The 26,395-nt window shown below is 67.8% G+C and carries 25 protein-coding genes; 18 read left to right on the forward strand and 7 right to left on the reverse strand.

What is annotated here, in order from left to right; genetic code table 11:
- Positions 1-202 precede the first annotated feature (202 nt).
- The 10 genes from dnaK (at position 203) to uvrC (ending at position 12,737) form a co-directional block, all read left to right on the forward strand.
- Positions 203-2,119 carry a molecular chaperone DnaK gene (gene dnaK / locus ACFOMP_RS13390; protein WP_289893052.1) on the forward strand — a complete coding sequence of 639 codons (1,917 nt, stop codon included), beginning with the start codon at positions 203-205 and terminating at the stop codon, positions 2,117-2,119.
- 81 nt (positions 2,120-2,200) lie between these two features.
- Entirely contained in the window at positions 2,201-3,355 is a 1,155-nt protein-coding gene (dnaJ, locus tag ACFOMP_RS13395) for a molecular chaperone DnaJ (protein WP_379031350.1), read from the forward strand.
- Between the two features lie 124 nt (positions 3,356-3,479).
- Positions 3,480-4,274 (forward strand): RadC family protein, encoded by a 795-nt coding sequence (gene radC / locus ACFOMP_RS13400; RefSeq protein ID WP_379031353.1) that lies wholly within the window; start codon positions 3,480-3,482, stop codon positions 4,272-4,274.
- A 197-nt stretch (positions 4,275-4,471) separates the two neighbouring features.
- Entirely contained in the window at positions 4,472-5,041 is a 570-nt protein-coding gene (petA, locus tag ACFOMP_RS13405; RefSeq protein WP_289893049.1) for a ubiquinol-cytochrome c reductase iron-sulfur subunit, read from the forward strand.
- Between the two features lie 10 nt (positions 5,042-5,051).
- Positions 5,052-6,374, forward strand: a complete 1,323-nt coding sequence (gene petB / locus ACFOMP_RS13410) for a cytochrome b (protein ID WP_019352398.1) — start codon at positions 5,052-5,054, stop codon at positions 6,372-6,374.
- Positions 6,375-6,386: 12 nt separating this feature from the next.
- The gene (locus ACFOMP_RS13415) at positions 6,387-7,763 is read left to right on the forward strand and encodes a cytochrome c1 (RefSeq protein ID WP_379031358.1); all 1,377 of its coding nucleotides are present in this window, start codon (positions 6,387-6,389) and stop codon (positions 7,761-7,763) included.
- Between the two features lie 153 nt (positions 7,764-7,916).
- A complete protein-coding gene (locus tag ACFOMP_RS13420) occupies positions 7,917-8,786 on the forward strand; it encodes a PfkB family carbohydrate kinase (RefSeq protein ID WP_379031361.1) in 870 nt (289 codons plus the stop codon).
- 39 nt (positions 8,787-8,825) lie between these two features.
- Positions 8,826-9,629 (forward strand): S49 family peptidase, encoded by an 804-nt coding sequence (locus tag ACFOMP_RS13425; protein ID WP_379031364.1) that lies wholly within the window; start codon positions 8,826-8,828, stop codon positions 9,627-9,629.
- Between the two features lie 165 nt (positions 9,630-9,794).
- Positions 9,795-10,565: an SDR family oxidoreductase gene (locus ACFOMP_RS13430; RefSeq protein WP_379031367.1), complete on the forward strand. Its 771-nt coding sequence runs from the start codon at positions 9,795-9,797 to the stop codon at positions 10,563-10,565.
- Positions 10,566-10,865: 300 nt separating this feature from the next.
- Positions 10,866-12,737, forward strand: a complete 1,872-nt coding sequence (gene uvrC / locus ACFOMP_RS13435; RefSeq protein ID WP_379031370.1) for an excinuclease ABC subunit UvrC — start codon at positions 10,866-10,868, stop codon at positions 12,735-12,737.
- Between the two features lie 33 nt (positions 12,738-12,770).
- Here the strand turns inward: uvrC and ACFOMP_RS13440 are convergent, their stop codons facing one another.
- On the reverse strand, positions 12,771-13,457 hold the full coding sequence (locus tag ACFOMP_RS13440; RefSeq protein ID WP_379031373.1) for a ZinT family metal-binding protein: 687 nt from the start codon (positions 13,455-13,457) through the stop codon (positions 12,771-12,773).
- A 159-nt stretch (positions 13,458-13,616) separates the two neighbouring features.
- Between ACFOMP_RS13440 and pgsA the strand changes: the two genes are divergently transcribed.
- The 4 genes from pgsA (at position 13,617) to ACFOMP_RS13460 (ending at position 15,956) form a co-directional block, all read left to right on the forward strand.
- The gene (gene pgsA, locus ACFOMP_RS13445; protein ID WP_019353066.1) at positions 13,617-14,246 is read left to right on the forward strand and encodes a CDP-diacylglycerol--glycerol-3-phosphate 3-phosphatidyltransferase; all 630 of its coding nucleotides are present in this window, start codon (positions 13,617-13,619) and stop codon (positions 14,244-14,246) included.
- Entirely contained in the window at positions 14,236-14,487 is a 252-nt protein-coding gene (gene moaD, locus ACFOMP_RS13450) for a molybdopterin converting factor subunit 1 (RefSeq protein WP_289893043.1), read from the forward strand. Before pgsA ends, moaD begins: the two co-directional genes overlap by 11 nt.
- A gap of 3 nt (positions 14,488-14,490) precedes the next feature.
- Positions 14,491-14,931, forward strand: a complete 441-nt coding sequence (locus ACFOMP_RS13455) for a molybdenum cofactor biosynthesis protein MoaE (RefSeq protein ID WP_289893042.1) — start codon at positions 14,491-14,493, stop codon at positions 14,929-14,931.
- 68 nt (positions 14,932-14,999) lie between these two features.
- Complete coding sequence (locus ACFOMP_RS13460; protein ID WP_379031377.1) at positions 15,000-15,956, forward strand: acetyl-CoA carboxylase carboxyltransferase subunit alpha; 957 nt, start codon at positions 15,000-15,002, stop codon at positions 15,954-15,956.
- A gap of 268 nt (positions 15,957-16,224) precedes the next feature.
- On the opposite strand, the gene ACFOMP_RS13465 is transcribed toward ACFOMP_RS13460, so the two are convergent.
- Positions 16,225-17,493 carry a 4-aminobutyrate--2-oxoglutarate transaminase gene (locus ACFOMP_RS13465; RefSeq protein ID WP_379031380.1) on the reverse strand — a complete coding sequence of 423 codons (1,269 nt, stop codon included), beginning with the start codon at positions 17,491-17,493 and terminating at the stop codon, positions 16,225-16,227.
- A 101-nt stretch (positions 17,494-17,594) separates the two neighbouring features.
- Between ACFOMP_RS13465 and ACFOMP_RS13470 the strand changes: the two genes are divergently transcribed.
- On the forward strand, positions 17,595-18,314 hold the full coding sequence (locus ACFOMP_RS13470) for a rhomboid family intramembrane serine protease (protein ID WP_289893039.1): 720 nt from the start codon (positions 17,595-17,597) through the stop codon (positions 18,312-18,314).
- Positions 18,315-18,325: 11 nt separating this feature from the next.
- Here ACFOMP_RS13470 and mnmD read toward each other — a convergent pair whose 3' ends face one another.
- Positions 18,326-18,982, reverse strand: a complete 657-nt coding sequence (gene mnmD / locus ACFOMP_RS13475) for a tRNA (5-methylaminomethyl-2-thiouridine)(34)-methyltransferase MnmD (RefSeq protein WP_379031384.1) — start codon at positions 18,980-18,982, stop codon at positions 18,326-18,328.
- Between the two features lie 47 nt (positions 18,983-19,029).
- On the opposite strand from mnmD, the gene ACFOMP_RS13480 reads away from it, so the two are divergent.
- Complete coding sequence (locus ACFOMP_RS13480) at positions 19,030-20,049, forward strand: NAD(P)/FAD-dependent oxidoreductase (RefSeq protein WP_379031387.1); 1,020 nt, start codon at positions 19,030-19,032, stop codon at positions 20,047-20,049.
- Here the strand turns inward: ACFOMP_RS13480 and ACFOMP_RS13485 are convergent.
- A complete protein-coding gene (locus tag ACFOMP_RS13485; RefSeq protein WP_379031390.1) occupies positions 20,033-20,542 on the reverse strand; it encodes an NnrU family protein in 510 nt (169 codons plus the stop codon). The genes ACFOMP_RS13480 and ACFOMP_RS13485 overlap by 17 nt on opposite strands.
- A gap of 88 nt (positions 20,543-20,630) precedes the next feature.
- Here ACFOMP_RS13485 and ACFOMP_RS13490 point away from each other — a divergent pair, with 88 nt between their 5' ends.
- A complete protein-coding gene (locus tag ACFOMP_RS13490; RefSeq protein ID WP_289893034.1) occupies positions 20,631-21,194 on the forward strand; it encodes a DUF4202 domain-containing protein in 564 nt (187 codons plus the stop codon).
- Positions 21,187-21,885, forward strand: a complete 699-nt coding sequence (locus ACFOMP_RS13495; RefSeq protein ID WP_379031393.1) for a cobalamin biosynthesis protein CbiX — start codon at positions 21,187-21,189, stop codon at positions 21,883-21,885. Before ACFOMP_RS13490 ends, ACFOMP_RS13495 begins: the two co-directional genes overlap by 8 nt.
- Before the next feature lie 62 nt (positions 21,886-21,947).
- Here the strand turns inward: ACFOMP_RS13495 and ACFOMP_RS13500 are convergent, their stop codons facing one another.
- The 3 genes from ACFOMP_RS13500 to ACFOMP_RS13510 are packed head-to-tail and all read right to left on the reverse strand — an operon-like array spanning position 21,948 to position 26,392.
- The gene (locus ACFOMP_RS13500; protein WP_379031396.1) at positions 21,948-25,040 is read right to left on the reverse strand and encodes a valine--tRNA ligase; all 3,093 of its coding nucleotides are present in this window, start codon (positions 25,038-25,040) and stop codon (positions 21,948-21,950) included.
- 60 nt (positions 25,041-25,100) lie between these two features.
- Positions 25,101-25,760: a glutathione S-transferase family protein gene (locus tag ACFOMP_RS13505; protein WP_379031399.1), complete on the reverse strand. Its 660-nt coding sequence runs from the start codon at positions 25,758-25,760 to the stop codon at positions 25,101-25,103.
- Complete coding sequence (locus tag ACFOMP_RS13510) at positions 25,760-26,392, reverse strand: glutathione S-transferase family protein (RefSeq protein WP_379031402.1); 633 nt, start codon at positions 26,390-26,392, stop codon at positions 25,760-25,762. Before ACFOMP_RS13510 ends, ACFOMP_RS13505 begins: the two co-directional genes overlap by 1 nt.
- Between the last annotated feature and the right edge of the window lie 3 nt (positions 26,393-26,395).

Genomic DNA, 26,395 nt, shown 5'->3' on the forward strand with positions numbered 1-26,395 from the left:
AAAGCGCCGGCCCTTCCGCCTGCGACAAGGGCATGTTTTCTGCCCTCGGCTCAGCTTGCAGCCCGCCAGACCCCTTCCTATATAGGCCCATGAAGCTCGGAGGGCCCCGGACACGGTTCCCTTCGGTCAATCCAGGGATCGGGTTTTCGGGGGCCGCTTGAGGACCCAAGGCCCAGAATATCGCCGCAAGAAAGGTTATTGCATGTCCAAAGTCATCGGCATCGACCTCGGAACCACCAACAGCTGCGTCGCCATCATGGACGGCAGCCAGCCCAAGGTCATCGAGAACTCGGAAGGCGCCCGCACCACGCCTTCGATCGTCGGCTTCACCGACAGCGAGCGGCTGGTGGGCCAGCCCGCCAAGCGCCAGGCGGTGACCAACCCCTCGAACACCGTCTTCGCCGTCAAGCGCCTGATCGGCCGCCGCACCACCGATGCCGAGGTGGAGAAGGACAAGAAGCTGGTCCCCTATACCATCGTCGACGGCGGCAATGGCGACGCCTGGGTCGAGGTGCGGGGCGAGAAATACTCCCCCAGCCAGATTTCCGCCTTCATCCTGCAGAAGATGAAGGAAACCGCCGAATCCTATCTGGGCGAGCCGGTGACGCAGGCCGTGATCACGGTGCCCGCCTATTTCAACGACGCCCAGCGTCAGGCCACCAAGGACGCCGGCAAGATCGCCGGCCTGGAAGTGCTGCGCATCATCAACGAGCCGACCGCGGCCGCGCTGGCCTATGGCCTCGACAAGAAGGACAGCAAGACCATCGCGGTCTATGACCTCGGCGGCGGCACCTTCGACATCACCATCCTGGAAATCGACGACGGCCTGTTCGAGGTGAAGTCCACCAACGGGGACACGTTCCTGGGCGGTGAAGATTTCGACATGCGCATCGTCAACTACCTGGCCGACGAGTTCAAGAAAGAGCATGGCGTCGACCTGACCAAGGACAAGATGGCGCTGCAGCGGCTCAAGGAAGCCGCCGAGAAGGCCAAGATCGAGCTGTCCAGCTCCAGCCAGACCGAGATCAACCAGCCGTTCATCTCGATGGACAAGGACTCGGGCACGCCGCTGCACATGGTCATGAAGCTGACCCGCGCCAAGCTGGAAAGCCTGGTCGGCGACCTGATCAAGCGCACCATGAAGCCGGTCCAGGACGCGCTGAAGGATGCCGGCATGTCCAAGGGCGACATCGACGAGATCGTTCTGGTCGGCGGCATGACCCGGATGCCGAAGGTGGTCGAGGAAGTGACCAGCTTCTTCGGCAAGGAACCGCACAAGGGCGTGAACCCGGACGAGGTCGTGGCGCTTGGCGCCGCCATCCAGGCCGGCGTGCTGCAAGGCGACGTCAAGGACGTGGTCCTGCTCGACGTGACGCCGCTGTCCCTGGGCATCGAGACCCTGGGCGGCGTCTTCACCCGTCTGATCGACCGCAACACCACCATCCCGACCAAGAAGTCGCAGATCTTCTCGACCGCCGAGGACAACCAGAACGCGGTGACCATCCGCGTGTTCCAGGGCGAGCGCGAGATGGCCGCCGACAACAAGCTGCTGGGCCAGTTCAACCTGGAAAACATCCCGCCGGCGCCGCGCGGCATGCCGCAGATCGAGGTGACCTTCGACATCGACGCCAACGGCATCGTGTCGGTTTCCGCCAAGGACAAGGGCACCGGCAAGGAGCAGAAGATCACCATCCAGGCCTCGGGCGGGCTGTCGGATGACGAGATCAACCAGATGGTCAAGGACGCCGAGGCCAATGCCGAGGCCGACAAGAAGCGCAAGGAGCTGGTCGAGGCCAAGAACCAGGCCGAAAGCCTGATCCACACCACCAAGAAGTCGCTGGAAGAACATGGCGACAAGGTGGACGGTTCGACCGTCGAGGCGATCGAACTGGCGATCGGCGCGCTGGAAGAGGCCGTCAAGTCCGAGGATGCCGGCAAGATCAAGGGCGGCATCCAGAACCTGATGGACGCCTCGATGAAACTGGGCGAGGCCATCTACAAGGCCAGCCAGGCCGAGGCCGGCGCGGGCGATGCCGATGGCGAGCCCGGCCCGCGCGACGTGGATGACGAGATCGTCGATGCCGATTTCGAGGATCTCGGCGAAGGCAAGCGCAAGTAAGCGCGATGTGACCCAACCGGCCGGCCCGCTGCAGACCCGCACGGGCCGGTCCTGTCTTGAAAGACCCCGGACGCGATCGACATGGCGAAACGTGATTACTACGAGGTGCTGGGCGTTCAGCGGGGCGCCTCGGCCGACGAGATCAAGAAGGCCTACCGCACCAAGGCAAAGCAGTTGCACCCCGACCGCAACAAGGATTGCAAGGTCTCGGAGGCGGCGTTCAAGGAAGTGAACGAAGCCTATGACTGCCTGAAGGACGACCAGAAGAAGGCCGCTTATGACCGTTTCGGCCATGCCGCCTTCGAGAATGGCGGCGGCGGCTTCCACCGGGGCAACGGCCATGGCGATTTCGGCTCGGCCTTCGCCGATGTGTTCGAGGATCTGTTCGGCGACATGATGGGACGCCGGCCCGGCGCCGGCGGGCGCGCGCGCTCCAGCCGCGGCCAGGACTTGCGCTACAACCTGCGCGTCTCGCTGGAAGAAGCCTATAACGGCGTGCAGAAGACCATCAACGTGCCCGGCTCGGTCGCCTGCGAGGCCTGCAGCGGCACCGGCGCCGAGGGCGCGGTCGAGCCCGCCACCTGCCCCACCTGCTCGGGCATGGGCAAGGTCCGGGCCACCCAGGGCTTCTTCACCGTCGAGCGCACCTGCCCGACCTGCAACGGCCAGGGCCAGATCGTCAAGAATCCCTGTCAGGAATGCCGCGGCGCCGGCCGCGTCCAGAAGGAACGCACCCTGTCGGTGAACATCCCCGCGGGCGTCGAGACCGGCACCCGCATCCGCCTGGCCGGCGAGGGCGAGGCCGGGATGCGCGGCGGCCCGGCGGGCGATCTCTATATCTTCATCGAGGTCAAGGAACACCCGATCTTCATCCGCGACGGCCGGATGCTGGCCTGCCAGGTGCCGGTCAGCATGGCCACCGCCGCCCTGGGCGGCGAGATCGAGGTGCCGAACATCGACGGCGGCCGCTCGCGCGTCAAGGTGCCGGCCGGCACGCAGAGCGGCAAGCAATTGCGCCTGCGCGGCAAGGGCATGCCGCCGCTGCGCCACGGCCCGGGGCTGAACGGCGAATCGGGCGACATGCTGATCGAGCTGGTGGTCGAAACGCCGGTGAACCTGACCGCGCGGCAAAGGGATCTGCTGCGCGAATTCGAGGCGATCAAGGCCGACAACAACCCGCAGACCCAGGGGTTCTTCCAGAAGATCAAGGGCTTCTGGGACGAGATGAAGGGCTGAACCGGCCAGGCCGGCACCCGCGGCCGGCTTGGGCTTTGGGTATTTGGAAAACAGAGAAGGACCTGGGAGCCGGGATCGCGCGCGTTAACCCGGCCTTTACCCCTGCCGTGGCAGGCTGCCGGTCATGGACCCGAATCGCGCCTTTCACGAAGCACCGCTGCCGCTGTTTTCCGCCGCCGCCCCTGCCGCTGCGGCGGACGAGACGCCGCTTGCCGGAGGCATCGCCCTGGCACCCGGCAGCCGCCCGCCCAGCTATATCGCCGATCACCGCGCCCGGCTGCGCGACCGCTTCATGCAGGGCGGGGCCGGGGCGATGCCGGATTACGAATTGCTGGAACTGGTGCTGTTCCGCGCCATACCCCGCCAGGACGTGAAGCCGCTGGCGCGGCTGCTGCTCGACCGGTTCGGCGATTTCAACCGGGTGCTCTCGGCCCCACCCGCGCGGCTGGCCGAGGTCTCGGGCGTCGGCCAGGCGGTGATGCAGGAGCTGAAGATCGTCGAGGCGGCGGCGCAGCGCCTGGCGCGCTCGCGCGTCATGCACCGCCCGGTGCTGACCAGCTGGGACGCGCTGCTGGACTATTGTCACACCGCCATGGCGCATCGCGAGATCGAGCAGTTCCGCGTCCTGTACCTGGACCGCAAGAACGTGCTGATCGCGGACGAGGAACAGGCGCGCGGCACCGTCGACCATGTCCCGGTCTATCCGTGCGAGATCATGCGCCGGGCGCTGGAGCTGAATGCCAGCGCGCTGATTCTGGTCCACAACCATCCCTCGGGCGATCCGACGCCCTCGCAGGCCGACATCGCCATGACCGGCCGCATCGCCGCCGCGGCCGAGGTGATGGGAATCGCCGTTCACGACCATCTGATCATCGGCAAGGCCCGCGAACTGAGCTTCCGCAGCGAGGGGCTGCTTTAGCGCAAACAGCCGCAGAGCGCTTCGGCAGCGCGCAGCTAAAATCCCACACTCGCGGCGTTTTGCGGCCCGGGCCCCCGCCGGCCCGGCTGGACTGACAGGAATTTGATCGCTAGAACCGCCCATGCGAGGGCTGTGCGATGCACGGCCCGTTCCGTCGTATCGCCCCGGTTTCGGGGCATAAATGGAGATCAAAACCCGTGTCCCACGCAGACGAACACGCAGGTGACCACGGCACCCGGAGGGACTTCCTCTACTTCGCGACCGCCGGTGCCGGCGCCGTTGCGGCCGGAGCCGCGACCTGGACCCTTGTCAACCAGATGAACCCCTCGGCCGATGTCCAGGCGCTTGCCTCGATCCAGGTCGATGTCAGCGGCGTCGAGACCGGCACCCAGCTGACGGTGAAATGGCTCGGCAAGCCCGTGTTCATCCGCCGCCGCACCGAGGAAGAGATCCAGAAGGGCCGCGAGGTGCAACTGGGCGACCTGATCGACCAGAATGCCGAGAATGCCAACAAGCCCGGCGAGCCGGCGACCGACCAGAACCGCGCGCTCGACGAGGCCGGCGAATGGCTGGTGATGATCGGCGTCTGCACCCATCTGGGCTGCGTGCCGATCGGCGACGGCGCCGGCGATTTCGGCGGCTGGTTCTGCCCCTGCCACGGTTCGCACTACGATACGGCCGGCCGCATCCGCAAAGGCCCGGCACCGCAGAACCTGCACATCCCCGTTGCCGAATTCGTCAACGAAACCACCATCAAGCTGGGCTGAGGAGGCGCACATGGCCGGTATTCCCCACGACCATTACGAGCCCAAGACGGGTTTCGAGCGCTGGCTGCATCGCCGCCTCCCCGTCGTCGGCCTGATCTACGACACCATCATGATCCCCACCCCCAAGAACCTGAACTGGTGGTGGATCTGGGGCATCGTGCTGGCATTCTGTCTGGTGCTGCAGATCGCGACCGGCGTGGTGCTGGTCATGCATTACACGCCGCATGTCGACCTGGCCTTCGCCTCGGTCGAGCACATCATGCGCGACGTGAACGGCGGCTACATGCTGCGCTACCTGCATGCCAACGGCGCCTCGCTGTTCTTCTTTGCCGTCTATATCCACATCTTCCGCGGCCTCTATTACGGCTCCTACAAGGCCCCGCGCGAGGTGACCTGGATCGTCGGCATGCTGATCTACCTGGCGATGATGGGCACTGCCTTCATGGGCTACGTGCTGCCCTGGGGCCAGATGTCCTTCTGGGGCGCCACGGTGATCACCGGCCTGTTCGGCGCCATTCCCGGCATCGGCGAGTCGATCCAGACCTGGCTGCTGGGCGGCCCGGCGGTGGACAATGCCACGCTGAACCGCTTCTTCTCGCTGCACTATCTGCTGCCTTTCGTCATCGCCGCGCTGGTGATCGTCCATATCTGGGCCTTCCACACCAGCGGCAACAACAACCCGACCGGCATCGAGGTGCGCCGCGCCTCGAAGGAAGAGGCGCAGAAGGACACCCTGCCCTTCTGGCCCTACTTCGTGATCAAGGACCTGTTCGCGCTGGCCGTGGTGCTGGTGGTGTTCTTCGCCGTCGTGGGCTTCATGCCGAACTATCTCGGCCATCCCGACAACTATATCGAGGCGAACCCGCTGGCGACGCCGGCCCATATCGTGCCGGAATGGTATTTCCTGCCCTTCTACGCGATCCTACGCGCCTTCACCGCCGATGTCTGGCTGGTGCAGCTGGTGAACTGGCTGTCCTTCCGCATCATCGACGCCAAGTTCTTCGGCGTGATCGCCATGTTCGGCGCCATCCTGGTCATGGCGCTGGTGCCGTGGCTTGACACCTCGCGCGTGCGCTCGGGGCAGTACCGGCCGCTGTTCAAGTGGTGGTTCTGGCTGCTGGCCGTGGATTTCGTGGTCCTGATGTGGGTTGGCGCCATGCCGGCCGAGGGCATCTACCCCTATATCGCGCTGTTCGGCGCGGCCTATTGGTTCGGCTATTTCCTGGTGATCCTGCCGCTGCTCGGCATCATCGAGAAGCCGCTGCCCATGCCGCAGACCATCGAGGAAGACTTCAACGCCCATTACGGGCCCGCAACCCATCCTGCCGAGTAAGGAGAGGCATCAATGACCCTGAGAAACGCATCGCTCACGGCCGTTGCGGCCCTGACGGTTACCTTGGCAGGCGGCGCGGTGGCACAGGACGCCAGCACGGCGCCCGGCACCACCGCTCCCGCGGGCTCGAGCTACCAGACCGGCACGCCGGCCGCCCCGGCGGCCGCGGCACCCGAAGCTGCGGCGGAAACCTCGGCTCAGCCGACCGCCACGGCAGCGCCGGAAGCCGCAGCGGAAGCGGCACCCGAGGCTGAAAAGCCTGCCGCCGCGGCAGCCCCCGAAACCGCGACCGAAGAACCGGCGGCGGAACAGCCGGCGGCCGATGAGGCGCAACCGGCCGAGGACACCGCTGCGGAAGCCGCCCCCGCCGAGGAAACTGCCGCGCCCGAGCAGCCTGCGGCCGAAGAACCGGCGGCGGAAACCGAGGCCCAGCCCGCAGCCGCCGAGCCGGTCTCCGAACCGGAAGCTGCGGCCGAGCCGGAAGCCGCGGCCGAGGAAGCCGCCGAAGTGCCGGCTGCCGAGGCGACCGAGGCGCCTGCCGCGGAAGAACCCGCCGCCGAAGCCCCTGCCGCTGATGAGCCGGCTGCCGAGGCGCCGGAAGCCGAGCCCGCCGCTACGGCTGCCGAGGCCACCCCGGCCGAGGCACCCGCCGCGGCCGAGGGCCATGCCGCCGCGCATATCGAGGACATCTCGTTCAGCTTCGAGGGACCGTTCGGCAAGTTCGACCAGTTCCAGCTGCAGCGCGGCCTGCAGGTCTATACCGAGGTCTGCTCGGCCTGCCACGGTCTGCGCTATGTGCCGCTGCGCACCCTGGGCGACGAGGGCGGCCCCGGCCTGCCCGAGGATCAGGTCCGCGCCTATGCCGCGAATTTCGACGTCACCGACGAGGAAACCGGCGAGGATCGCCCGCGCGAGCCGACCGACCATTTCCCGACCGTCTCGGGCGAGGGCATGGGGCCGGACCTGTCGCTGATGGCCAAGGCGCGCGCCGGCTTCCACGGGCCCTATGGCACCGGCATCTCGCAGCTGTTCAACGGCATCGGCGGGCCGGAATACATCCATGCCGTGCTGGCCGGCTATAACGGCGAGGACAAGGAGGAGGCGGGCAGCACCTTCTATCACAACGCCGCCTTCCCCGGGAACTGGATCAAGATGCCGCCGCCGTTGAGCGATGGCCAGGTCACCTATGAGGACGGCACCGAAGCCACCGTCGACCAGATGTCGCGCGACGTGGCCGCCTTCCTGATGTGGACGGCCGAGCCGAAGATGATGGACCGCAAGCAGATCGGTTTCGTCTCGGTGCTGTTCCTGATCGTTCTGGCGGCGCTGCTGTATCTGACCAACAAGAGGCTCTGGTGGCCGATCAAGCATCCGCGCAAGCCGGAGTGATCGCCGCTTTCTGAACCGAAGACGCGCCCCCCGGGGCGCGTTTTTCTTTTCCGGGATGGACAAGCTGCCGCGCCAAGGCTGAAAATGGCGCGACGCACCGCCAGCGTCGCATGGGTATTTGGAAAACGGTGAAAAGGCGGAGTCGGAGGGCAGATGACGATCTACAATCTCGGCTCGATCAACATTGATCATGTCTATCGTCTGCAGGCCCTGCCGCGCGCCGGCGAGACGCTGCACGCCCGCTCCTATACCCAGGGCCTGGGCGGCAAGGGCGCGAACCAGTCCGTTGCAGCGGCACGGGCCGGGGCCAGAGTCGTGCATCTGGGTGCCACGGGCGCCGGCGAGGGCTGGGTGCTCGACCGCCTCGCCGCCGCGGGGGTCGAGACCTCGGCCATCCTCCGGCTCGCGGACATTGCCACCGGCCATGCCATCATCCTGGTCGAGGCCGGAGGCGAGAATTCCATCATCCTGCATGGCGGCGCGAATCTTGCCCTGCCCGCCGACCTGCCGGGCCGCGCCGGTCTGGGCCCCGGCGACATCCTGCTGATACAGAACGAAACCAACCTGCAGGCCGAGGCCGCGGCGCTGGCCCGCCGGGCCGGGGCACGGGTGATCTATTCCGCCGCGCCCTTCGAGATCGCGGCGCTGCGCGCCGTGCTGCCGCATGTTTCGATCCTGGCGGTGAACGCGATCGAGGCCCGCGATACCTTTGCCGCCTTCGGCGAGGATCTGCCGGTCGAGGCGCTGCTGATCACCCGCGGCGCCGAGGGCGCCGAATTCCGCGATCTGCGCAGCGGCCAGGTCTGGCACCAGCCGGCCTTCGCCGTGCAGGCGGTGGACACCACCGGCGCCGGCGACTGTTTCGCCGGCTGGTTCGCCGCCGGCCTGTCGCGCGGCGAGGATCCGCCGACCGCCCTGCGCCATGCCGCTGCCGCCGCCGCGCTGCAGGTGACCCGCCGCGGCGCCGGCGACGCCATGCCCGGCCGCGCCGAAGTGCTGGACTTCCTGAAAGCGCGGGGCTGAGCGCTTGCCGCCGCGCCGCCACAACCTTATCTGGTGTCCATGAGAATTCCTTTCCTGAACCGCCCGGCCACTGTCGCCGTCCTGCGCCTGCAAGGCGCCATCGGGGTCGCCGGCCGCGGCGGGCCCGGCCTGTCCGATGCCGCGCTGGCACCGCTGCTGGAACGCGCCTTCAAGCGCCGCAAGCCGCTGGCGGTCGCGCTGGCACTGAACTCTCCCGGCGGCTCTCCGGTGCAGTCCAGCCTGATCGGCGCCCGCCTGCGCCGCCTGTCCGAGGAGCATGACGTGCCCGTTCACGCCTTCGTCGAGGATGTGGCGGCCTCGGGCGGCTACTGGCTGGCCTGCAGCGCCGATCACATCTGGGCCGATGCCAGCTCGGTCCTGGGCTCGATCGGGGTGATCTCCTCGGGCTTCGGCTTCGTCGAGCTGATCCACCGCCACGGCATCGAGCGGCGCGTGCATACCGCCGGCCGCTCGAAGTCGATGCTGGACCCGTTCCGCCCCCAGACGCCCGAGGATGTGGAGCGGCTGAACCGGCTGCTGGGTCCGATCCACGAGGCTTTCAAGGAGCAGGTGCGCGCCCGCCGCGGCAACCGCCTGGCCGAGGATCGGGACCTGTTCACCGGCGAGATCTGGACCGGCCGCGAGGCGGTCGAACTGGGGCTGGCCGACGGCATCGCCCATCTGGTGCCGAAGATGCGCGAGCTTTACGGCGAGAAGATCCGCTTCCTGACTTATGGCCAGCGCGTGCCGCTGCTGCGGCGCTTCGGTCTTTCGGCGGATGAGCTGCTGGGCTCGGTCGAAGAGCGCGCGGCGTTCTCGCGCTTCGGGGCGGGCCGCGGATGATCAAGACCGTGCTTCTCTGCCTGCTCATCATCGTGGCGCTGGCGCTGGCCGCCGGGCCGGGCGTGCGCCGGATCATCGCCCGCATCCTGGGATTGCCGCATAAATGACCAAGGATCTCGCCCCGCTTCCCGCCTGGCCCGCGGACCTGGACCGGAGCGCAAGGCCGTGACGGCGCTGATCACCGGCGGCGCCCGCCGGCTGGGCAAGGCCATGGCGCTTTACCTGGCCCGGCGCGGCCACGACATCGCCCTGCATTACCACGCCTCGGCCGAGGAGGCCCGGGCCACCGCCGCCGAGATCCGCGCGCTTGGCGTCGGGGTCGAGATCCTGCATGCCGACCTGCTGGACCCCGACCAGACCGAAACGCTGGTGCCGCGCGCCCAGGCCGCACTGGGACCGCTGACGGTGCTGGTGAACAACGCCTCGATCTTCGAATACGACAATATCCGCACCGCCAGCCGGCAAAGCTGGAGCCGGCATATCGGCTCGAACCTGCAGGCGCCCTTCATCCTGACCCAAGGCTTCGCCGCCCAGGCCCCCAGGGCCGATCACAGCAGCGCCGAGCCGCTGGCGCAGGGGTTGATCGTCAACATGATCGACCAACGGGTGCTGAAGCCGACCCCGGAATTCATGACCTATTCCGTGGCCAAGGCCGGGCTGTGGTGGCTGACCCGGACCACGGCCCAGGCCCTGGCGCCGGATATCCGCGTCAATGCCATCGGCCCCGGCCCGACCGTGCAGGGGCTGCGCCAGTCCGACAGCCATTTCGCCAACCAGCGCGCCGCCACCATCCTGCAGCGCGGCGCCGGCCCCGAGGATGTCTGCGCCGCCCTGGGCTATCTGCTGGACGCGCCCTCGGTCACCGGCCAGCTGATCTGCGTCGATGGCGGCCAGCATCTGGCCTGGCGCACGCCCGACGTGCTGGGGGTGGAATAGGCGCCAAGGGCTGCCGCCGCGGCAAGTTGTCCACCTTTTGGATCGCCTTCACCCTTCCTTCACGATTCTGGCAAGAAATTCAGTGGATTGTATGGCAGAGAAAAAATATCCTTCCAAATCAGCGCCCTGCAGAATTGCCTGAATTTTAATCAGATCGACGAAACCCCAAGAAACGCTTATTGAACGCGTGTTGCTCCCAAGCTGATTCACAGAGTTATCCACAGATTCCGTGGACAGGATTCAGCTTGATCTTCGTCACTGGAACTTGCAGCCGAGGCCGAGAATCATTTCGTTAACAGCATGACCGATTCCACCCCAGAAATGCGGCCGGAAAAGACTGGCCAGACGCTGATCCAGGATTATCTGCGGACGCTCGACGGCTCGCCGGGGGTCTATCGGATGCTGGATGCGCAGGGGGCGGTGCTTTACGTCGGCAAGGCGCGGAACCTCCGGGCCAGGGTCTCGAACTATGCGCGCGGCAGCGGGCATTCGGCGCGCATCGCCCGGATGATCCGCGAGACCTGCTCGATGATGTTCCTGACCACGCGCACCGAGACCGAGGCGCTGCTGCTGGAACAGAACCTGATCAAGCAGTTGAAGCCGCGCTACAACGTGCTGTTGCGCGACGACAAGTCCTTCCCGAATATTCTGGTCGCCAAGTCGCATCCCTTCGCGCAGATCAAGAAGCATCGCGGCGCCAAGGCGGAAAAGGGCGACTATTACGGCCCCTTCGCCAGCGCCGGGGCGGTGAACCGGACGCTGAACCAGCTGCAGCGGGTGTTCCTGCTGCGCAGCTGCACCGATGCCACCTTCTCGAGCCGCACCCGGCCCTGCCTGCTTTACCAGATCAAGCGCTGCAGCGCGCCCTGCGTCGACCGCATCGGGCTGGAGGAATATAACGGCCTGGTCGCCGATGCCGAACTGTTCCTGCAGGGCAAGACCACCCGCATCCAGGCCGACCTGGCGCGCGAGATGGCCGAGGCTGCCGAGGCGATGGAGTACGAGCGCGCCGCCGCCTTGCGCGACCGCATCAAGGCGCTGACCGCCGTGCAATCGGTGCAGGCCATCAACCCGCGCGGTGTGCCCGAAGCCGACGTGATCGCGCTGCACATGGAGGGCGGGCAGGCCTGCGTGCAGGTCTTCTTCATCCGCGGCAATCAAAGCTGGGGCAACCGCGACTTCTATCCCCGGCTGAACGGCGTGGAATCGGCCGACGAGGTGATGCAGGCCTTCCTGGCGCAGTTCTACGACGGCAAGGTGCCGCCGCGGCTGATCCTGCTGTCGCATGGCATCGAGGATCCCGACCTGATGACCGAGGCGCTGTCGGAAAAGGCCGGGCGCAAGGTCGCGCTTGGTGTCCCGCAGCGCGGCGAAAAGGCCGAGCTGGTGGAAAACGCCCTGCGCAACGCCCGCGAGAGCCTGGCCCGCCGCATGTCGGAAAGCGCCGCGCAGCAGCGGCTGCTGGAGGGGCTGACCGAGGCCTTCGACCTGCCCGCCGTGCCGCAGCGCATCGAGATCTATGACAACAGCCACATCCAGGGCACCAATGCCGTGGGCGGCATGGTCGTCGCCGGCCCGGAGGGCTGGATCAAGAGCCAGTATCGCAAGTTCAACATCAAGGGCACCGAGATCACCCCCGGCGACGATTTCGGCATGATGAAAGAGGTGCTGACCCGCCGCTTCTCGCGCCTGCTGAAAGAGGATCCAGACCGCCAGACCGACATCTGGCCCGACCTTTTGCTGATCGACGGCGGCGCCGGGCAGGTCTCGGCGGTGCATCAGATCATGGCGGACATGGGGGTCGAGGACATCCCGATGATCGGCGTCGCCAAGGGCGAGGACCGCGACCACGGCAAGGAAGAATTCCACCGCCACGGCCAGCGGCCCTTCGCGCTGCGCATGAACGACCCGGTGCTGTATTTCGTCCAGCGCCTGCGCGACGAGGCGCATCGCTGGGCCATCGGCACCCACCGCGCCAAGCGGGCCAAGGCCACGATGACGAATCCGCTGGACGAGATCGCGGGCATCGGTGCGGCCCGCAAGCGGGCGCTGCTCCAGCATTTCGGCAGCGCCAAGGCGGTCAGCCGCGCCGGGCTTGCCGATCTGGTCGCGGTCGAGGGCATCAGCGAATCCATGGCGCAGAAGATCCTGGACCATTTCCACAAGGGATAAGGGCGGCGCCGGGACCGCCCTTGCGTCCCGATGTCAATGCGCCAGCATCTCCGCGACGATCTGCTGCTTGCTCAGCGCCGAAGGATAATAGGTCGGCCAGTTGCTGACCTCCTTCAACAGGGCCGCGCGGTCGTCCCCCCAGTAGAGGTGATAATGCCCGGCCTTGACCGGCGCGATGGCGTGATCGCTGAACTGGATGAACCGCGGCGCCGCCTCCTCGCCCCCGACCTTGCTGAAGACGTAGCGCACGCCGCGATTGCCGGCCTTATAGGTCAGGATCTCGTGCCCGTCGCCGGCATAGCGCCCCCGAACCGCCTCGCCGCCGCGGTGGAAGGTCACGCTGTCACCCTTGATGGTGATGCGGTCCACGTCGGATTTGTAGCCGGTCTCGTAATAGGCGCGATAGTCTTCGGCGCTTTTCCCGCCATGCTCGGCCTTGTGGGCCATCACCGGACCCAGCGTGCCGTCCGTCAGCAGCGGATAGACCGACTGCCAGTCGCCCTCCCAGTCGGACAGCGCGCGGGCGCGGATCTGGGCATCCTCGAAATGGCCCTTGTCGATCGCATCGTCATGCGCGTGGGCATGGTCGTGGCCATGGTCATGGTCATGGTCATGCGCGTGATCGCCGCCCGCATTCCCCTGCGCCGCCGCTTGCCCGGCGGCAAGCAGCAGCGCCGCCGCCAGCAGCGCGCCGATATGTCTGATCGTCTTTCCCGGCATGTGTCCTGCACCTTTCCAGTTTGCCAATTGGTAATGTTATTACATTTCATAAATTCCCTATCCGACCGCCGGCGCCATGGCAAGCGCCTTTCCGGCCGGCGGTCCGTCTTGGCGCCGCGCCCCCTTCCCCCGGCGCGCACAAGCGCCTAGATTGCCCCCATGCGCTGGACCTTGCCCAATATCCTGACCGTTCTGCGACTTGCGGCCGCGCCGCTGGTGCCGCTGATGTTCTTCTTCCTCACCCGGCCCTTTGCCGATTTCGCGGCGCTGGCGCTGTTTCTGGTCGCCGCCATCACGGATTGGTTCGACGGTTACCTCGCCCGCGCCTGGGGGCAGGAAAGCCGATTCGGCGCCGCCATGGACCCGATCGCCGACAAGGCCATGGTGATCATCGCCGTCGTGGTCATCACCGGCTATTCCGGCATGAACCCCTGGCTGATCCTGCCCTCGACGGTGATCCTGTTCCGCGAGGTCTTCGTCTCGGGCCTGCGGGAGTTCCTGGGCGACCAGTCGCGGCTCCTGAAGGTCACGAAGCTGGCCAAGTGGAAGACCACCGCGCAGATGGTCGCCATCGCCGTGCTGTTCCTCGGCACCGGGCTGAACTATTACGAGACCGGCCACCCGCCGCTGGTGGGCGAGACCAGCCTGCCCTGGTCCGACAGCTGGTCGGACCTGGCGACACAGTTCGGGCTGCTGCTGATCTGGCTTGCCGCGGTGCTGACCGCCATCACCGGCTGGGACTATTTCGCCAAGGCCCGGCCCTATCTGAGGGACGACCATGCCGCTTGACGTGCTCTGGTTCGCCTGGCTGCGCGAGCGCGTCGGCCAGCCCCGCGAAAGCATCGAGACCGAGGCCGCGACCGTGCGCGAGCTGGTCGCCGAACTGGCCGGCATGGACCAGTGGCACGCGGCGGCACTGGCCGACCTCGCCGCGGTGCGCGTCGCCGTGGATCAGGAACTGGCCGACCTGGACGCGCCGCTGGCCGGCGCGCGCGAGGTCGCCTTCTTCCCGCCGATGACCGGGGGCTGATCCATGTCCGCCCGCGTCCAGACCGAACCTTTCGACCTTGCCGCCGAGCTGGCCGGCTTCGGCGCCGGCGCCGGGGCGATCGTCACCTTCTCGGGCCTGGTGCGCGACGAAGGCGGCCGGCTGGTGGCGCTGGAGATCGAACACTATCCCGGCATGACCGAAAAGGCCCTGCAGGCCTATGGCGAGGAAGCCGCGCGCCGCTTCGATCTCGGCGACTGGCGCATCCTGCATCGCCATGGCCGGCTGGCGGTGGGCGAGCCGATCATGATGGTCGCGACCGCCGCCCGGCATCGTGGCGCCGCCTTCGCGGCGGCGGAATACCTGATGGACTGGCTGAAATCCCGCGCGCCGTTCTGGAAGCGCGAGATCGGCCCGGATGGCGCCGGCGCCTGGGTCGAGGCCCGGGACGAGGACGAGAAGTCGCTGGCCCGGTGGCAAGGCTGACATTGCAATCCGGACCCCGGGCAAGCATATAGACCGCAACCCGACCGGATGACAGCGCGGAGCCCTGCATGACTTACCTGGAGTTCGAGAAACCCCTTGCCGATCTTGAAGGCAAGGCCGAGGAACTGCGCGTCCTGGCAAGCAAGGGCGAGGGCGTCGATCTGGAAAAAGAGGCCGCCGCCCTCGACAAGAAGGCCGAGGACATGCTGCGCGACCTCTACAAGCAGCTCGATCCCTGGCGCAAGACACAGGTGGCCCGCCATCCCGAACGGCCGCATTGCAGGGATTACATCGGCCAGCTCTTTACCGAATACACGCCGCTGGCCGGCGACCGCGCCTTCGGCGAGGATCACGCGGTCATGGGCGGACTCGCCCGCTTCCACGACAAGCCCTGCGTGGTCATCGGCCATGAAAAGGGCAACGACACCAAGTCGCGCATCAGCCACAATTTCGGCATGGCCCGTCCCGAGGGCTATCGCAAGGCGATCCGGCTGATGGACATCGCCGACCGCTTCCGCCTGCCGGTGATCACCCTGGTCGACACGCCCGGCGCCTATCCCGGCAAGGGCGCCGAGGAACGCGGCCAGTCCGAGGCCATCGCCCGCTCGACCGAGAAATGCCTGCAGATCGGCGTGCCGCTGGTCTCGGTCATCATCGGCGAGGGCGGCTCGGGCGGTGCCGTGGCCTTCGCCACCGCCAACCGCATCGCCATGCTGGAACATTCGATCTATTCGGTGATCTCGCCCGAGGGCTGCGCCTCGATCCTGTGGAAGGATGCCGAGAAGATGCGCGAGGCCGCCCATGCGCTGAAGCTGACGGCGCAGGATCTGAAGAAGCTCGAGGTGATCGACCGCATCATCGCCGAACCGCTGGGCGGCGCCCAGCGCGCCCCGGCCGAGGCCATCGCCGCCGTGGGCGAGGCGATCTCGGCCATGCTGGGCGAGCTCGAGGGCAAGAAACCGGCCGAGCTGATCAAGGATCGCCGGCAGAAATTCCTGCATATGGGCTCCAAGGCCCTGGGCTAGAGCGCCCGGCGCGCCCTTGCCCCGGGCATTCGATCGACAAGAAAAGCGCACGACACCGCCCTTCCGGGGCCGGACCTTCGCGTCTTCACCGTTTCCCAAATACCCATGCGACGGTGCTGGCCTGCGCCGCCGCATGAGAATTGGGGGCAAGGAAGACGCGCCGGGCGGGTCGCGATTGGCGCGGCGGCTCTTTCCGTTTCCATATACCCGGCCAAGGCTTCCCGCCGGCGCGGTCGAACGGGTATTTGGGAAACGGTGAAGCGCGGGTTCAGCCGCGTGCGGCCGCAATCGATTCCTCGAGAATGTCCAGCGCCTCGTCGAAGATCGCATCCGGGATGGTCAGCGGCGCCAGGAAGCGGATCACGTTGCCGTAAACACCGCAGGTCAGCAGGATCAGCTTGCGCTTCAAGGCCTCCTCGCGGAGGCGGTTGGCGAAATCGGGATTGGGCTTGTCGCTGCCGGCGATGTTGAACTCGACCGCGTTCATGAAACCCGGGCCGCGGATGTCGGCGATCTCCGGCACCCCGTCCGCGATGCCGGCCAGGCGCTGCTTCAGCCGCTGGCCAAGACGGGTGGCGCGGTCGCAAAGCCCCTCCTCCTCGATCACGTCCAGCACCGCATGGGCGGCGGCGACGGCCAGCGGATTGCCGGCATAGGTGCCGCCAAGGCCGCCCGGCGCCGGACTGTCCATCACCTCGGCCCGGCCGGTGACGGCGCTGATCGGCAGCCCGCCGCCCAGCCCCTTGGCCATGGCGGTCAGGTCGGCCGCCACGCCGTGATGCTCCATCGCGAACAGCTTGCCGGTGCGGGCGAAGCCGGTCTGCACCTCGTCGGCGATCAAAAGGATCGAATACTGGTCGCAGATCTGCCGCAGCCGCTGGATGAAGCCGGCGGGCGCCTCGTAGAAGCCGCCTTCGCCCTGCACCGGCTCGATGATGATCGCGGCGACGCGCGAGGGGTCGATATCGGCCTTGAACAGCCGGTCCAGCGCCGCCAGCGCGTCCTCGGCCGTGACGCCGTGCAGCGCGGTCGGGAACGGCAGGTGCCAGATGTCGTTCATCATCGGCCCGAACCCAGCCTTGTAGGGCTGGACCTTGCCGGTCAGGGACATGCCCATGAAGGTGCGGCCGTGGAAGCCGCCGGCAAAGGCCACCACCCCGGCGCGGCCGGTATGGTGGCGGGCGATCTTGACCGCGTTCTCCACCGCCTCGGCGCCGGTGGTGTAGAAGGCGGTCTTCTTCGGCCCCTTGCCGGGGACCAGCGCATTCAGCCGCTCGGCCAGCGCGACATAGTTTTCATAGGGCACGACCTGGTGGCAGGTATGGGTGAAGCGGTCGAGCTGTTCCTTGACCGCCGCGATCACCCGCGGATGGCGATGGCCGGTATTGACCACGGCGATGCCGGCGGCGAAGTCGATATAGCGGTTGCCGTCCTTGTCCCAGATCTCGGCATTCTCGGCGCGCTCGGCATAGATCTGGGTCGTCATCCCCACGCCGCGCGAGATGGCGGCGTTCTTGCGGTCGGTCAGGCTGGTCATCGGCCCCTCCTCGGATACGATTCGGGGTCGATGCTATACGCGGTCCGGCGATCCGAACAGGGCCGCTTGCGCGCGCCCATGCGATGCTTCAGGCTGAGCCCATGTTCCCGATCCGCGATCACAACCCATCCGAACGCACGCCCTATGTCACCACCGGGCTGATCTTCCTGAACCTGGTCCTGTTCCTGGTCACCATGCCCTGGGCCGGCGGCCAGGTCGGGCTCTGGGACCGGCTGGCGCTGTATCCGGTCGCGATCATGCATGGCGAATGGCTCTGGGGTCTGGTCACGCACATGTTCCTGCATGCCGGGATCATGCATATCGCCGGCAACATGCTGTTCCTGTGGGTCTTCGGCGACAATCTCGAGGACCAGATGGGCCATGCCGGCTTCCTGGTCTTCTATCTCGCCTGCGGACTGGCGGCGGCGGCAGGGCAGATCGCCGCCGAGCCGATGAGCGGCATTCCCATGGTCGGCGCCTCGGGCGCCATCGCCGGGGTGATGGGCGGCTACCTGCTGATGTTCCCGCGCGCCCGCGTCGACGTGATCGCCATCATCATCGTCATCATCCGCCGCTTCACCATTCCCGCCTGGGTGCTGCTCTTGGCCTGGTTCGGGTTGCAGTTGCTCTCGACCGCCAGCATGGCCGATGACGGCGTGGCCTATATCGCCCATGCGGCGGGCTTCGTCGCCGGCATCGTGCTGGCCGTGCCGCTGTTCCTGCGCCGCGGCGGCCCGGCCTTCTGGCGCCGCACCCAGGGCCGCCCCCCCCATGCGCCGATCGACTATCCGCCAAGCCGCATCCCGCCGGTCCGACGCTAGAACGGCCGGCGCTAGAGCCGGCCACAGCTCATGTGGCGCTTGCCCGCGAAGCCGGGCGCGCGCGTCACCGCGAACCCTGCCGCCGCCAGCGCCCGGCGCACATGGCCGGCCGCCGTATAGGTGGCGAATGTGCCGCCCGGTGCGGTGTGACGGGCCACCTCGGCCATCAGCGCCTCGCCCCAAAGCTCCGGGTTCTTGGCAGGGGAAAACCCGTCCAGGAACCAGGCATCGGCGCGGCCGTCCCAGCCGGGCAGCGCCTGGCGGGCATCGGCCTCGATGATCTCGGCCTCGACCAGGCCCACGGACAGGCGGCGTTGCGGCCAGCCGGCGCGCAACTGATCCGCCAGCGGCGCCAGTTCCGGGAAGGCGGCATGGGCGCGGGCCAGTTCGTCCAGGCTCATCGGGAAGGCCTCGAAGCTGGTGAAACGGACCGGCACCGTGACGACCTGCGCCAGCGCCAGCAGGTTCAGCCCGGTGCCGAAGCCCAGTTCGGCGACATGGAAGCCGGGCCGCAGCCGCGCCGGCAGGTCGTTGCCGGCCAGAAAGACATGCCGCGTCTCCTCCAGCCCACCGCTGAGGCTGAAATAGGGGTCGTCGAAACGACGCGAGACCGGAATCGCCCCCTCGCGCCAGTCCAGGTCGGCGCTGCTCTGGTCGCGCTCACCCATCCGCGCTAACTCCTCTTTTGCAGGCAAATGCGGCAAGGGGCGGCGGAATGGCAAGCGGAATCACGGTGGCGGGCGCGGGTGTCTTCGGCCTCGCCTGCGCATGGGAACTGGCGCGGCGGGGCGCCCGCGTGCGGGTGTTCGAAACGGCGCTGATCGGCGCCGGCGCCTCGGGCGGGCATGTCGGCGCGCTGGCGCCGCATGCGCCGGAAAACTGGAACGCCAAGAAACAGGTGCAACTCGATGTCCTGGTCGCGGCGGCGGACTGGTGGGCCGAAGTGGCGGCGGCGGGCGGCGTGGATCCCGGCTATGCCCGCAGCGGCCGCATCCAGCCGGTGCCCGAAGGCGCCGCGCCGCGCATGGCCGAGCGCATCGCGGCCGCCGGCGCGCATTGGCCGTGCTGGGCGGGGATGGAGCTCACCGATGCGCCGCAGGGGCTGCTGGTGCCGGCCTCGCCCTCGGGCCTGTGGCTGGTGGACCGGCTGACGGCGCGGATCAGCCCGCGCCGGGCCGGCGCCGCGCTGGCCGCCGCCATCCGCGCCCGGGGTGGCGAGATCGTCGAGGGGCAGCCCGCCCCGGACGCCCCGGCGATCTGGGCCACCGGCGTCGCGGGACTGGCGCCCTTCGGCGGCAGCGGCGTCAAGGGGCAGTCGGCGCTGCTGGCGTTTTCCGCCGCCGACGCACCGCAGGTCTTTGCCGACGGGGTCCATATCGTGCCCCATGCCGACGGCACGGTGGCCATCGGCTCGACCTCGGAACGCGACGTCATGGACACGGCCACCGACGCGCAGCTCGAGGCGCTGATCGACAAGGCGCGCGCGCTTTGCCCGGCACTTGGCGATGCGCCGGTGGTGGACCGCTGGGCCGGCATCCGGCCGCGCGCCAGGTCCCGTGCGCCGCTGGTCGGCCCCTGGCCCGGACGGCCGGACCATTACGTCGCCAATGGCGGCTTCAAGATCGGCCTTGCCATGGCGCCGGCCTGCGCGGTGATGCTGGCCGACCTGATCCTGGACGGTCGCGACCGCATCCCCGAGGGCTTCAGACCGCCCGATCCTAGGGCTGGGGGCTGACCCCGATCACCAGCGGATGCAGAAGATACAGCGCCAGCCAGACCAGCACCGCCAAGGCCAGCCGCGGCCAGGTCGGACGCATCGCCGCGCCGCGGCGCAGGCCGAGCGCCAGTCCGAACAGCGCATAGGCCAGCAACAGACCGAACAGGATGACATGCGCCAGGTCTCCGTTCGCGACCAGATGCGCCGCGCCCCACAGGGCAAAACCCGCCATCAGCCCCGCCATGCCGCCGACCGCCGCCACCAGCACCGCGACGGGCATGGCGATATTCACCAGCCAGCGCATCCAAGGCCATTGCGGCCATAACTCGACATAGGGCGCCCGCCCGGACGCCAGGATCAGCCAATAAAGCAGCGCCAGCGACAGCAGGCTGTAGCCGATGACATAGCCCCGCCGCCCCAGCGCCGCGACCAGCGGCCCGCGGAACCGCGCCGGAATCACATGCGAGCCCAGAAAGACCGCCAGCGCCAGGATGAATTCGCCCCATGCCATGTCGGCAGCCTAGTCGCCTTCCCAGGCCGCGGCAATCCGCGTTGACGCGACGCGCCGCTGCGGCATGATGGCGCAAAGAGAGGATATCATGACCCGCCTTCAGACCGCTTTCGACGCCATCGACAAGGCCAATGCCGCCGACCCGCACCTGGACCCCGAGGGCCGGCCCGAGGCGCTGCTCTACGGCCAGCGCATGACGGCCGAGCAGCAGGCACTCTATCCCGATGCCTCGGATGCCCTGCGCATCGCCTGCCGGGGCCAGCATGTGGAACGCTGGCAACTGCCCCGCGACGCCTATCCGATGGACCGCGCCGGCTACCTGGCCTGGCGCACCGAACAGGGCCGCCGCCACGCCGCCCGCATCGACGGCATCATGCGCGAGGCCGGCTATGCCGAAGCGGACGTCGTCCATGCCGGGAAAATGCTGACCAAGCAGGGCATCAAGCGCGACGACGAGGTGCAGGCACTGGAGGACGTCGCCTGCTTCACCTTCATCCGCTGGTATATGGGCCCCTTCGCCGAAGGCCGCGACCCGGACGAATTGCAGCGCATCGTGGAAAAGACCGCACGCAAGATGTCGGCCATGGCCCGCACCCGGGCGCTGCAGGAATTCGCCATCCCCGAGCCCTTCGCCGCCGCCTTCCGTGCATAGGGCGCTGCCCCAGGTCCTGATCGTCGCCCATGGCCAGCCCGGCGACCCGGCCCCGCAGCAGCAGGCCATCGAGGCGCTGGCCGCCCGCATCCATGTCGCCGATGCGCAGGTCAAGGGCGCGACGCTGGCCATGCCCGGCGCGCTGGACCTGGCCGAGAACGAGACGCTGATCTATCCGCTGTTCATGGCGGCGGGCTGGTTCACCCGCAGCGAACTGCCCCGCCGCCTGCGGCTGGCCGGCGCGCCGAATGCCCGCATCCTGCCGCCCTTCGGCAGCGACCCGCGCCTGCCGGCGCTCTGCCTCGGGCTGATCGCCAAGGCCGCCGAGGCGCAGGGCTGGCCGCCCGCGCAAACCCATCTTCTGCTCGCCGCCCATGGCTCCGGCCGCTCGCGCGCGCCCGCCGAAGCGGCACGGCGGATGGCGGCCAGCCTCGCCCCCCATGTCGCCGCCGCCAGCTGCGGCTTCATCGAGGAAACGCCCTTCCTCGCCGACGCCGCCCGCGACCTGCCGGCGCAGACGATCTGCCTGCCGCTTTTCGCCACCCGGGCCGAGCATGTCACCGACGACCTGCCCGCGGCCCTGGCCGAGGCCGGCTTCCGCGGTCTGGTGCTGCCCCCGCTCGGCCTTGCCTCGGAGGTTCCGGCGATGATCGCCGAAAGCATCAGGGCCGCCCTGTCCGAGCGGCCCTGATCTTCACCGTTTTCCAAATACCCATGCGACCGCGCCACCGGCCGGGGCGCCAAGGCCTGGGGTCACATCGCCGCCAGCTGCGCCAGGGCCGCCCGGATGCGCAGCAGGTCGTCCTCCAGCGCGGCAAGCTTCTCGCGGGTCTCCTCGATCACCTCGGGCTCGGCGTTCTCGACGAATTTCGGATTCGCCAACCGGCCGCGCAGGCCCGCGGCGTCCTTCTCGGCCTTGGCCGCCGCCTTTTCCAGCCGCGCCGTCTCGGCCTTGACGTCGATCATCTCGCCGACCGGCAGGGCGAAGCTCGCCCCCAGCGCCGCGACCGAGATCATCCCCGGTCCCATGGCGCCGTCCTGCGGGGGGTTCACCCGCGCCAGCCGCTCGATCAGCGGCGCATTGGCGGCCAGCGCCGCCCGCGCCGCCTCGTCGGCCTCGGTCACGATCAGGTCGGGACGGGCGCCGGCCGGCACGCCGATCTGGGCGCGGGCCGAACGGATGTTTTCGATGAGCTGGATCACCCAGTTCATCTGCCGGTCGGCCTCGGCGTCGATCAGCTCGCCGCCATAGGCGGGCCAGTCGCCATGCACCAGCATCCGCCGGCGCTCCCCGGTCAGCGCCCAAAGCTCCTCGGTCACGAAGGGCATGATCGGGTGCAGCAGGGTGTAGCACTGGTCCAGCACCCAGCCCATGGTGGCCTGGGTTTCCTCGCGATATTCGCCGTCGAACAGCGGCTTGGAGAACTCGACATACCAGTCGCAGACCTTGCCCCAGACGAAGCCGTAAAGCCCGGCCGCGGCGTCGTTGAAGCGGAAGCTCTCCAGCGCCTCGTCGGTGGCCTGGCGGATGCGGGCCAGCTCGCCGATGATCCAGCGGTTGACGACATGGCGCGGCTCGGGCCGCGCACCGCCGCCGCGGACGCCGTTCATCTCGGCGAAGCGGGTGGCGTTCCAGATCTTGGTGACGAAATTGCGGTTCGCCTCGACATGTTTCGGGCCCAGCTTGGGATCGCGGCCCATGGCAGCCATGCTGGTCAGGGTGAAGCGCAGCGCGTCGGCGCCGTATTCGTCGATCAGGGTCAGCGGGTCGATGACGTTGCCTTTCGACTTCGACATCTTGGCGCCCTTTTCGTCGCGCACCAGCCCGTGCACATAGACGGTGCGGAACGGCACCTGCCCGACCACGGCCAGCTGCATCATCATCATCCGGGCCACCCAGAAGAAGATGATGTCGAAGCCGGTCACCAGCACGTCGGTCGGGAAATACTTGCGCAGCTCGGCGGTATCCTCGGGCCAGCCCAGCGTGCCGATCGGCCAGAGGCCCGACGAAAACCAGGTGTCCAGCACGTCCGGGTCGCGCCAGACCGGATAGACCAGCTTCGTCAGATCCTGCGTCAGGTTGTAATCGGCCAGCCCCTGGGCAAAGGCGTCGATAGCGGCCTCGCGGTCTGCGACCTCGACCACGCGGGCCATCTCCAGCGGCACCGGCAGTTCGGCGATGGAATCGCGGAACTTTTCGGCCACCTCGGCAAAGCCCGAGGCGGCGTGGTGGATCTCGTCGCGATGCACCAGCCCCTCTTCCAACAGGGCGAAGATCTCGACCTCGTCTAGCACGCCGTCATGGTCGTCCTCGACCTGGCCCTCCAGCCGCAGGTCGAGCCCGTACCAGACCGGGATCTGGTGGCCCCACCAGAGCTGGCGGCTGATGGTCCAGGGCTCGATGTTCTCAAGCCAGTGGAAATAGACCTTTTCATGCTGCTCGGGCAGGATCTTCGTCGCGCCGCTGCGCACCGCTTCCAGCGCCGGGCCGACGATCTTGGCGGTGTCCACGAACCACTGATCGGTCAGCATCGGCTCGATCACCACGCCCGAGCGGTCGCCGAAGGGCTGCATGATCGGCTTGGCATCGACCAGCGGGCGGCGCTCCAGATGCTCGGCGCCGGTTTCCTTGTCGATGGACTTGTGCAGATAGGTGACGGCCAGCCCTTCTTCGGTGATCGCCTCGACCACCCGCGCCCGCGCCTCGTAACGGTCGAGGCCGCGCAGCTCCTCGGGGACCAGGTTCACGTTCGAGACGTCGCCCACATCCTCGCCCTTGGCGGCGCGGGTGGCGATCTCGGCGCTGTCCTCATAGCCGAGGCCATCGGCGCGCATCTGGCCCTTGCCGTCCATCAGCGCGTAAAGCGGGATGCCATTGCGCATGGCGACGGCATAGTCGTTGAAATCATGCGCGCCGGTGATCTTGACCGCGCCCGAGCCGAAATCCGGGTCGGGATAGTCGTCGGTGATGATCGGGATCAGGCGGCGGTGCTCCTTGGGTCCGACCGGGATCTCGCAAAGCTTGCCGACGATCGGGGCATAGCGCGCATCGTCCGGATGCACGGCCACGGCGCCGTCGCCCAGCATGGTCTCGGGGCGAGTGGTGGCGATGCTGATATAGTCGCGGGTCTCGCGCAGGGTGACATTGCCGTCCGCATCGCGTTCCACGTATTCATAGGTCGCGCCGCCGGCCAGCGGATATTTGAAATGCCACATATGGCCGGGAACCTCGCGGTTCTCGACCTCCAGGTCGCTGATCGCGGTCTCGAAATGCGGGTCCCAGTTCACCAGCCGCTTGCCGCGATAGATCAGGCCCTTGTCATACATGTCCACGAAGACCCTGATGACGGCATCGTGGAAATTGCCCCCTTCGCCCGCGGGGGCGCCGGGGGCGCCGGACATGGTGAAGGCATTGCGCGACCAGTCGCAGGACGCGCCCAGACGCTTCAACTGCTCGATGATGGTATGGCCGGATTCCTGCTTCCAGGCCCAGACCTTCTGCAGGAAGGCCTCGCGGCCGATCTCGCGGCGGTTCGGTTCCTGCCGTTCGGCCATGCGCCGTTCCACGACCATCTGAGTGGCGATGCCGGCATGGTCCTGGCCGGGCTGCCACAGCGTGTCGAAGCCGCGCATCCGGTGCCAGCGCACCAGGATGTCCTGCAGCGTGTTGTTCAGCGCGTGGCCGATATGCAGGCTGCCGGTCACGTTCGGGGGCGGGATCACCACCGAGAAGCTTTCCGCCCCCGGTTTCGCATTGGCGCCCGCGGCGAAGGCATTGCTTGCCGCCCATTCCCGCGCGATCCGCGCCTCGGCGGTCCCGGCGTCGAAATTCTTGTCCATGGCCATGTCGCTTACCCCTCGAATCGAAAAGGGGATAGCGAAACCACGGCGAAAGGCCAAGAGGCGCTAGAGAAACCGCGCCGCGATCCCGTCCTTGAACGGGAACCAGCCATAGAAGGGCCGCGCGCCCGCGATCACCCGCAGGACCGAGGGCCGCGCCACCAGCCGCTCGAAATACCCGGCCAAGTGCGGATGATCCGCAAAGGGATGGATGGCGCCGGCATAGAACAGCGCCGGCATGGCGGCGCAATCGGCCAGGCCGAAGCCGCCCGCGATCCAGTCCCGGCCGTCAAGCTGGCGGTCGAGCGCCGCATAGGCCAGGTCCAGCTTGCCGCGGGCGAAGGGGGCGACCCGTTCCTCGGCCCCCTCGGCCATGAAGATGCGGGCATCGACGATCTGCTGCATCATCTGCATGACCTGGAAATCCAGGAAGCGATCCCATTGCCGCGCCGGCAGCGAGGCGTCGGGGTCCGGGTCCAGCAGGCGCTGCGGCCCGGGATGGTGCCGGTCCAGCCATTCGATCATCAGCGAGCTTTGCGACAGCACCAGATCGCCCTCGCGCAGCGCCGGCATCCGGCCCATGGGTTCGACCGAGCGCATCAGCGCCCGGTCACCCCCGTTGCCCAGGTCGATATGGCGAAACTCGAAATCCGTCCCCAGTTCGTAAAGCGCGATCAGCACCTTTTGCGTATAGGAGGACAACGGGTGGCCATAGAGCGTCAGCATCACGCCGCCTGCGCGAAATGCGCCACCTGCGCCGCATGGGCGCGCCGGAAGGCCGGGCGCGCGGTGATGCGGTTCATATAATCCGCCAGCACCGGATGGGCCGCCAGCTCGCCCATGCTGTCCACGATGCGCAGCACATCGGCCAGCAGGATGTCGGCGATGGTGAAGCGGCCGGCGGCGATGAAATCCCGTCCCTTCAGCACCGGGACCAGTTGCGCCAGGCGTTCCTGCAGGCGCGGCAGGGCCAGTTCCTCGGCCCTTGCGTCCTGGTCGAAGATCCGCGCCAGCGCCATGGCCATCACCACCGGCTCGAGGCTGTTGAGCGCGGCGACCAGCCATTGCTGGGTCTCGGCCCGCGCGGCGGCCTCGCGCGGCATCAGCGCCTCGGAACGTTCGCCGAGATAGAGCAGGATCGCGCCGCTTTCGAACAGCGTCAGTTGGCCGTCGCGCAGGATCGGCACCTGGCCGAAAGGCTGGCGGGCGAAATGCTGCGGGGTCTTGTCGCGCACGCTGGTGGTCTCGATCTCATAGGGCAGGCCGGCTTCCTCGCAGGCCCAGCGGATGCGCAGGTCGCGGACATAGCCCACGGCAAAGGGCGGCACCCAGTCATAGGTTGTGATCACGAATATCATGGC

Source organism: Paracoccus simplex (genome assembly GCF_042648325.1).
Lineage (GTDB): Bacteria > Pseudomonadota > Alphaproteobacteria > Rhodobacterales > Rhodobacteraceae > Paracoccus > Paracoccus simplex.

Excerpts from the sequence above, each read along its gene's own strand:
- radC (WP_379031353.1), top strand. The coding sequence starts at position 3,480 with ATGGACCCGAATCGCGCCTTTCACGAAGCACCGCTGCCGCTGTTTTCC.
- ACFOMP_RS13470 (WP_289893039.1), top strand. The coding sequence starts at position 17,595 with ATGTTCCCGATCCGCGATCACAACCCATCCGAACGCACGCCCTATGTC.
- ACFOMP_RS13460 (WP_379031377.1), top strand. The coding sequence starts at position 15,000 with ATGACTTACCTGGAGTTCGAGAAACCCCTTGCCGATCTTGAAGGCAAG.
- ACFOMP_RS13510 (WP_379031402.1), bottom strand. The coding sequence starts at position 26,392 with ATGATATTCGTGATCACAACCTATGACTGGGTGCCGCCCTTTGCCGTG.
- petB (WP_019352398.1), top strand. The coding sequence starts at position 5,052 with ATGGCCGGTATTCCCCACGACCATTACGAGCCCAAGACGGGTTTCGAG.
- dnaK (WP_289893052.1), top strand. The coding sequence starts at position 203 with ATGTCCAAAGTCATCGGCATCGACCTCGGAACCACCAACAGCTGCGTC.
- mnmD (WP_379031384.1), bottom strand. The coding sequence starts at position 18,982 with ATGGGTGAGCGCGACCAGAGCAGCGCCGACCTGGACTGGCGCGAGGGG.
- ACFOMP_RS13500 (WP_379031396.1), bottom strand. The coding sequence starts at position 25,040 with ATGGCCATGGACAAGAATTTCGACGCCGGGACCGCCGAGGCGCGGATC.
- ACFOMP_RS13420 (WP_379031361.1), top strand. The coding sequence starts at position 7,917 with ATGACGATCTACAATCTCGGCTCGATCAACATTGATCATGTCTATCGT.
- pgsA (WP_019353066.1), top strand. The coding sequence starts at position 13,617 with ATGCGCTGGACCTTGCCCAATATCCTGACCGTTCTGCGACTTGCGGCC.
- ACFOMP_RS13485 (WP_379031390.1), bottom strand. The coding sequence starts at position 20,542 with ATGGCATGGGGCGAATTCATCCTGGCGCTGGCGGTCTTTCTGGGCTCG.
- moaD (WP_289893043.1), top strand. The coding sequence starts at position 14,236 with ATGCCGCTTGACGTGCTCTGGTTCGCCTGGCTGCGCGAGCGCGTCGGC.
- ACFOMP_RS13480 (WP_379031387.1), top strand. The coding sequence starts at position 19,030 with ATGGCAAGCGGAATCACGGTGGCGGGCGCGGGTGTCTTCGGCCTCGCC.
- ACFOMP_RS13440 (WP_379031373.1), bottom strand. The coding sequence starts at position 13,457 with ATGCCGGGAAAGACGATCAGACATATCGGCGCGCTGCTGGCGGCGGCG.
- ACFOMP_RS13465 (WP_379031380.1), bottom strand. The coding sequence starts at position 17,493 with ATGACCAGCCTGACCGACCGCAAGAACGCCGCCATCTCGCGCGGCGTG.
- ACFOMP_RS13415 (WP_379031358.1), top strand. The coding sequence starts at position 6,387 with ATGACCCTGAGAAACGCATCGCTCACGGCCGTTGCGGCCCTGACGGTT.
- ACFOMP_RS13505 (WP_379031399.1), bottom strand. The coding sequence starts at position 25,760 with ATGCTGACGCTCTATGGCCACCCGTTGTCCTCCTATACGCAAAAGGTG.
- uvrC (WP_379031370.1), top strand. The coding sequence starts at position 10,866 with ATGACCGATTCCACCCCAGAAATGCGGCCGGAAAAGACTGGCCAGACG.
- ACFOMP_RS13455 (WP_289893042.1), top strand. The coding sequence starts at position 14,491 with ATGTCCGCCCGCGTCCAGACCGAACCTTTCGACCTTGCCGCCGAGCTG.
- ACFOMP_RS13425 (WP_379031364.1), top strand. The coding sequence starts at position 8,826 with ATGAGAATTCCTTTCCTGAACCGCCCGGCCACTGTCGCCGTCCTGCGC.
- ACFOMP_RS13490 (WP_289893034.1), top strand. The coding sequence starts at position 20,631 with ATGACCCGCCTTCAGACCGCTTTCGACGCCATCGACAAGGCCAATGCC.
- dnaJ (WP_379031350.1), top strand. The coding sequence starts at position 2,201 with ATGGCGAAACGTGATTACTACGAGGTGCTGGGCGTTCAGCGGGGCGCC.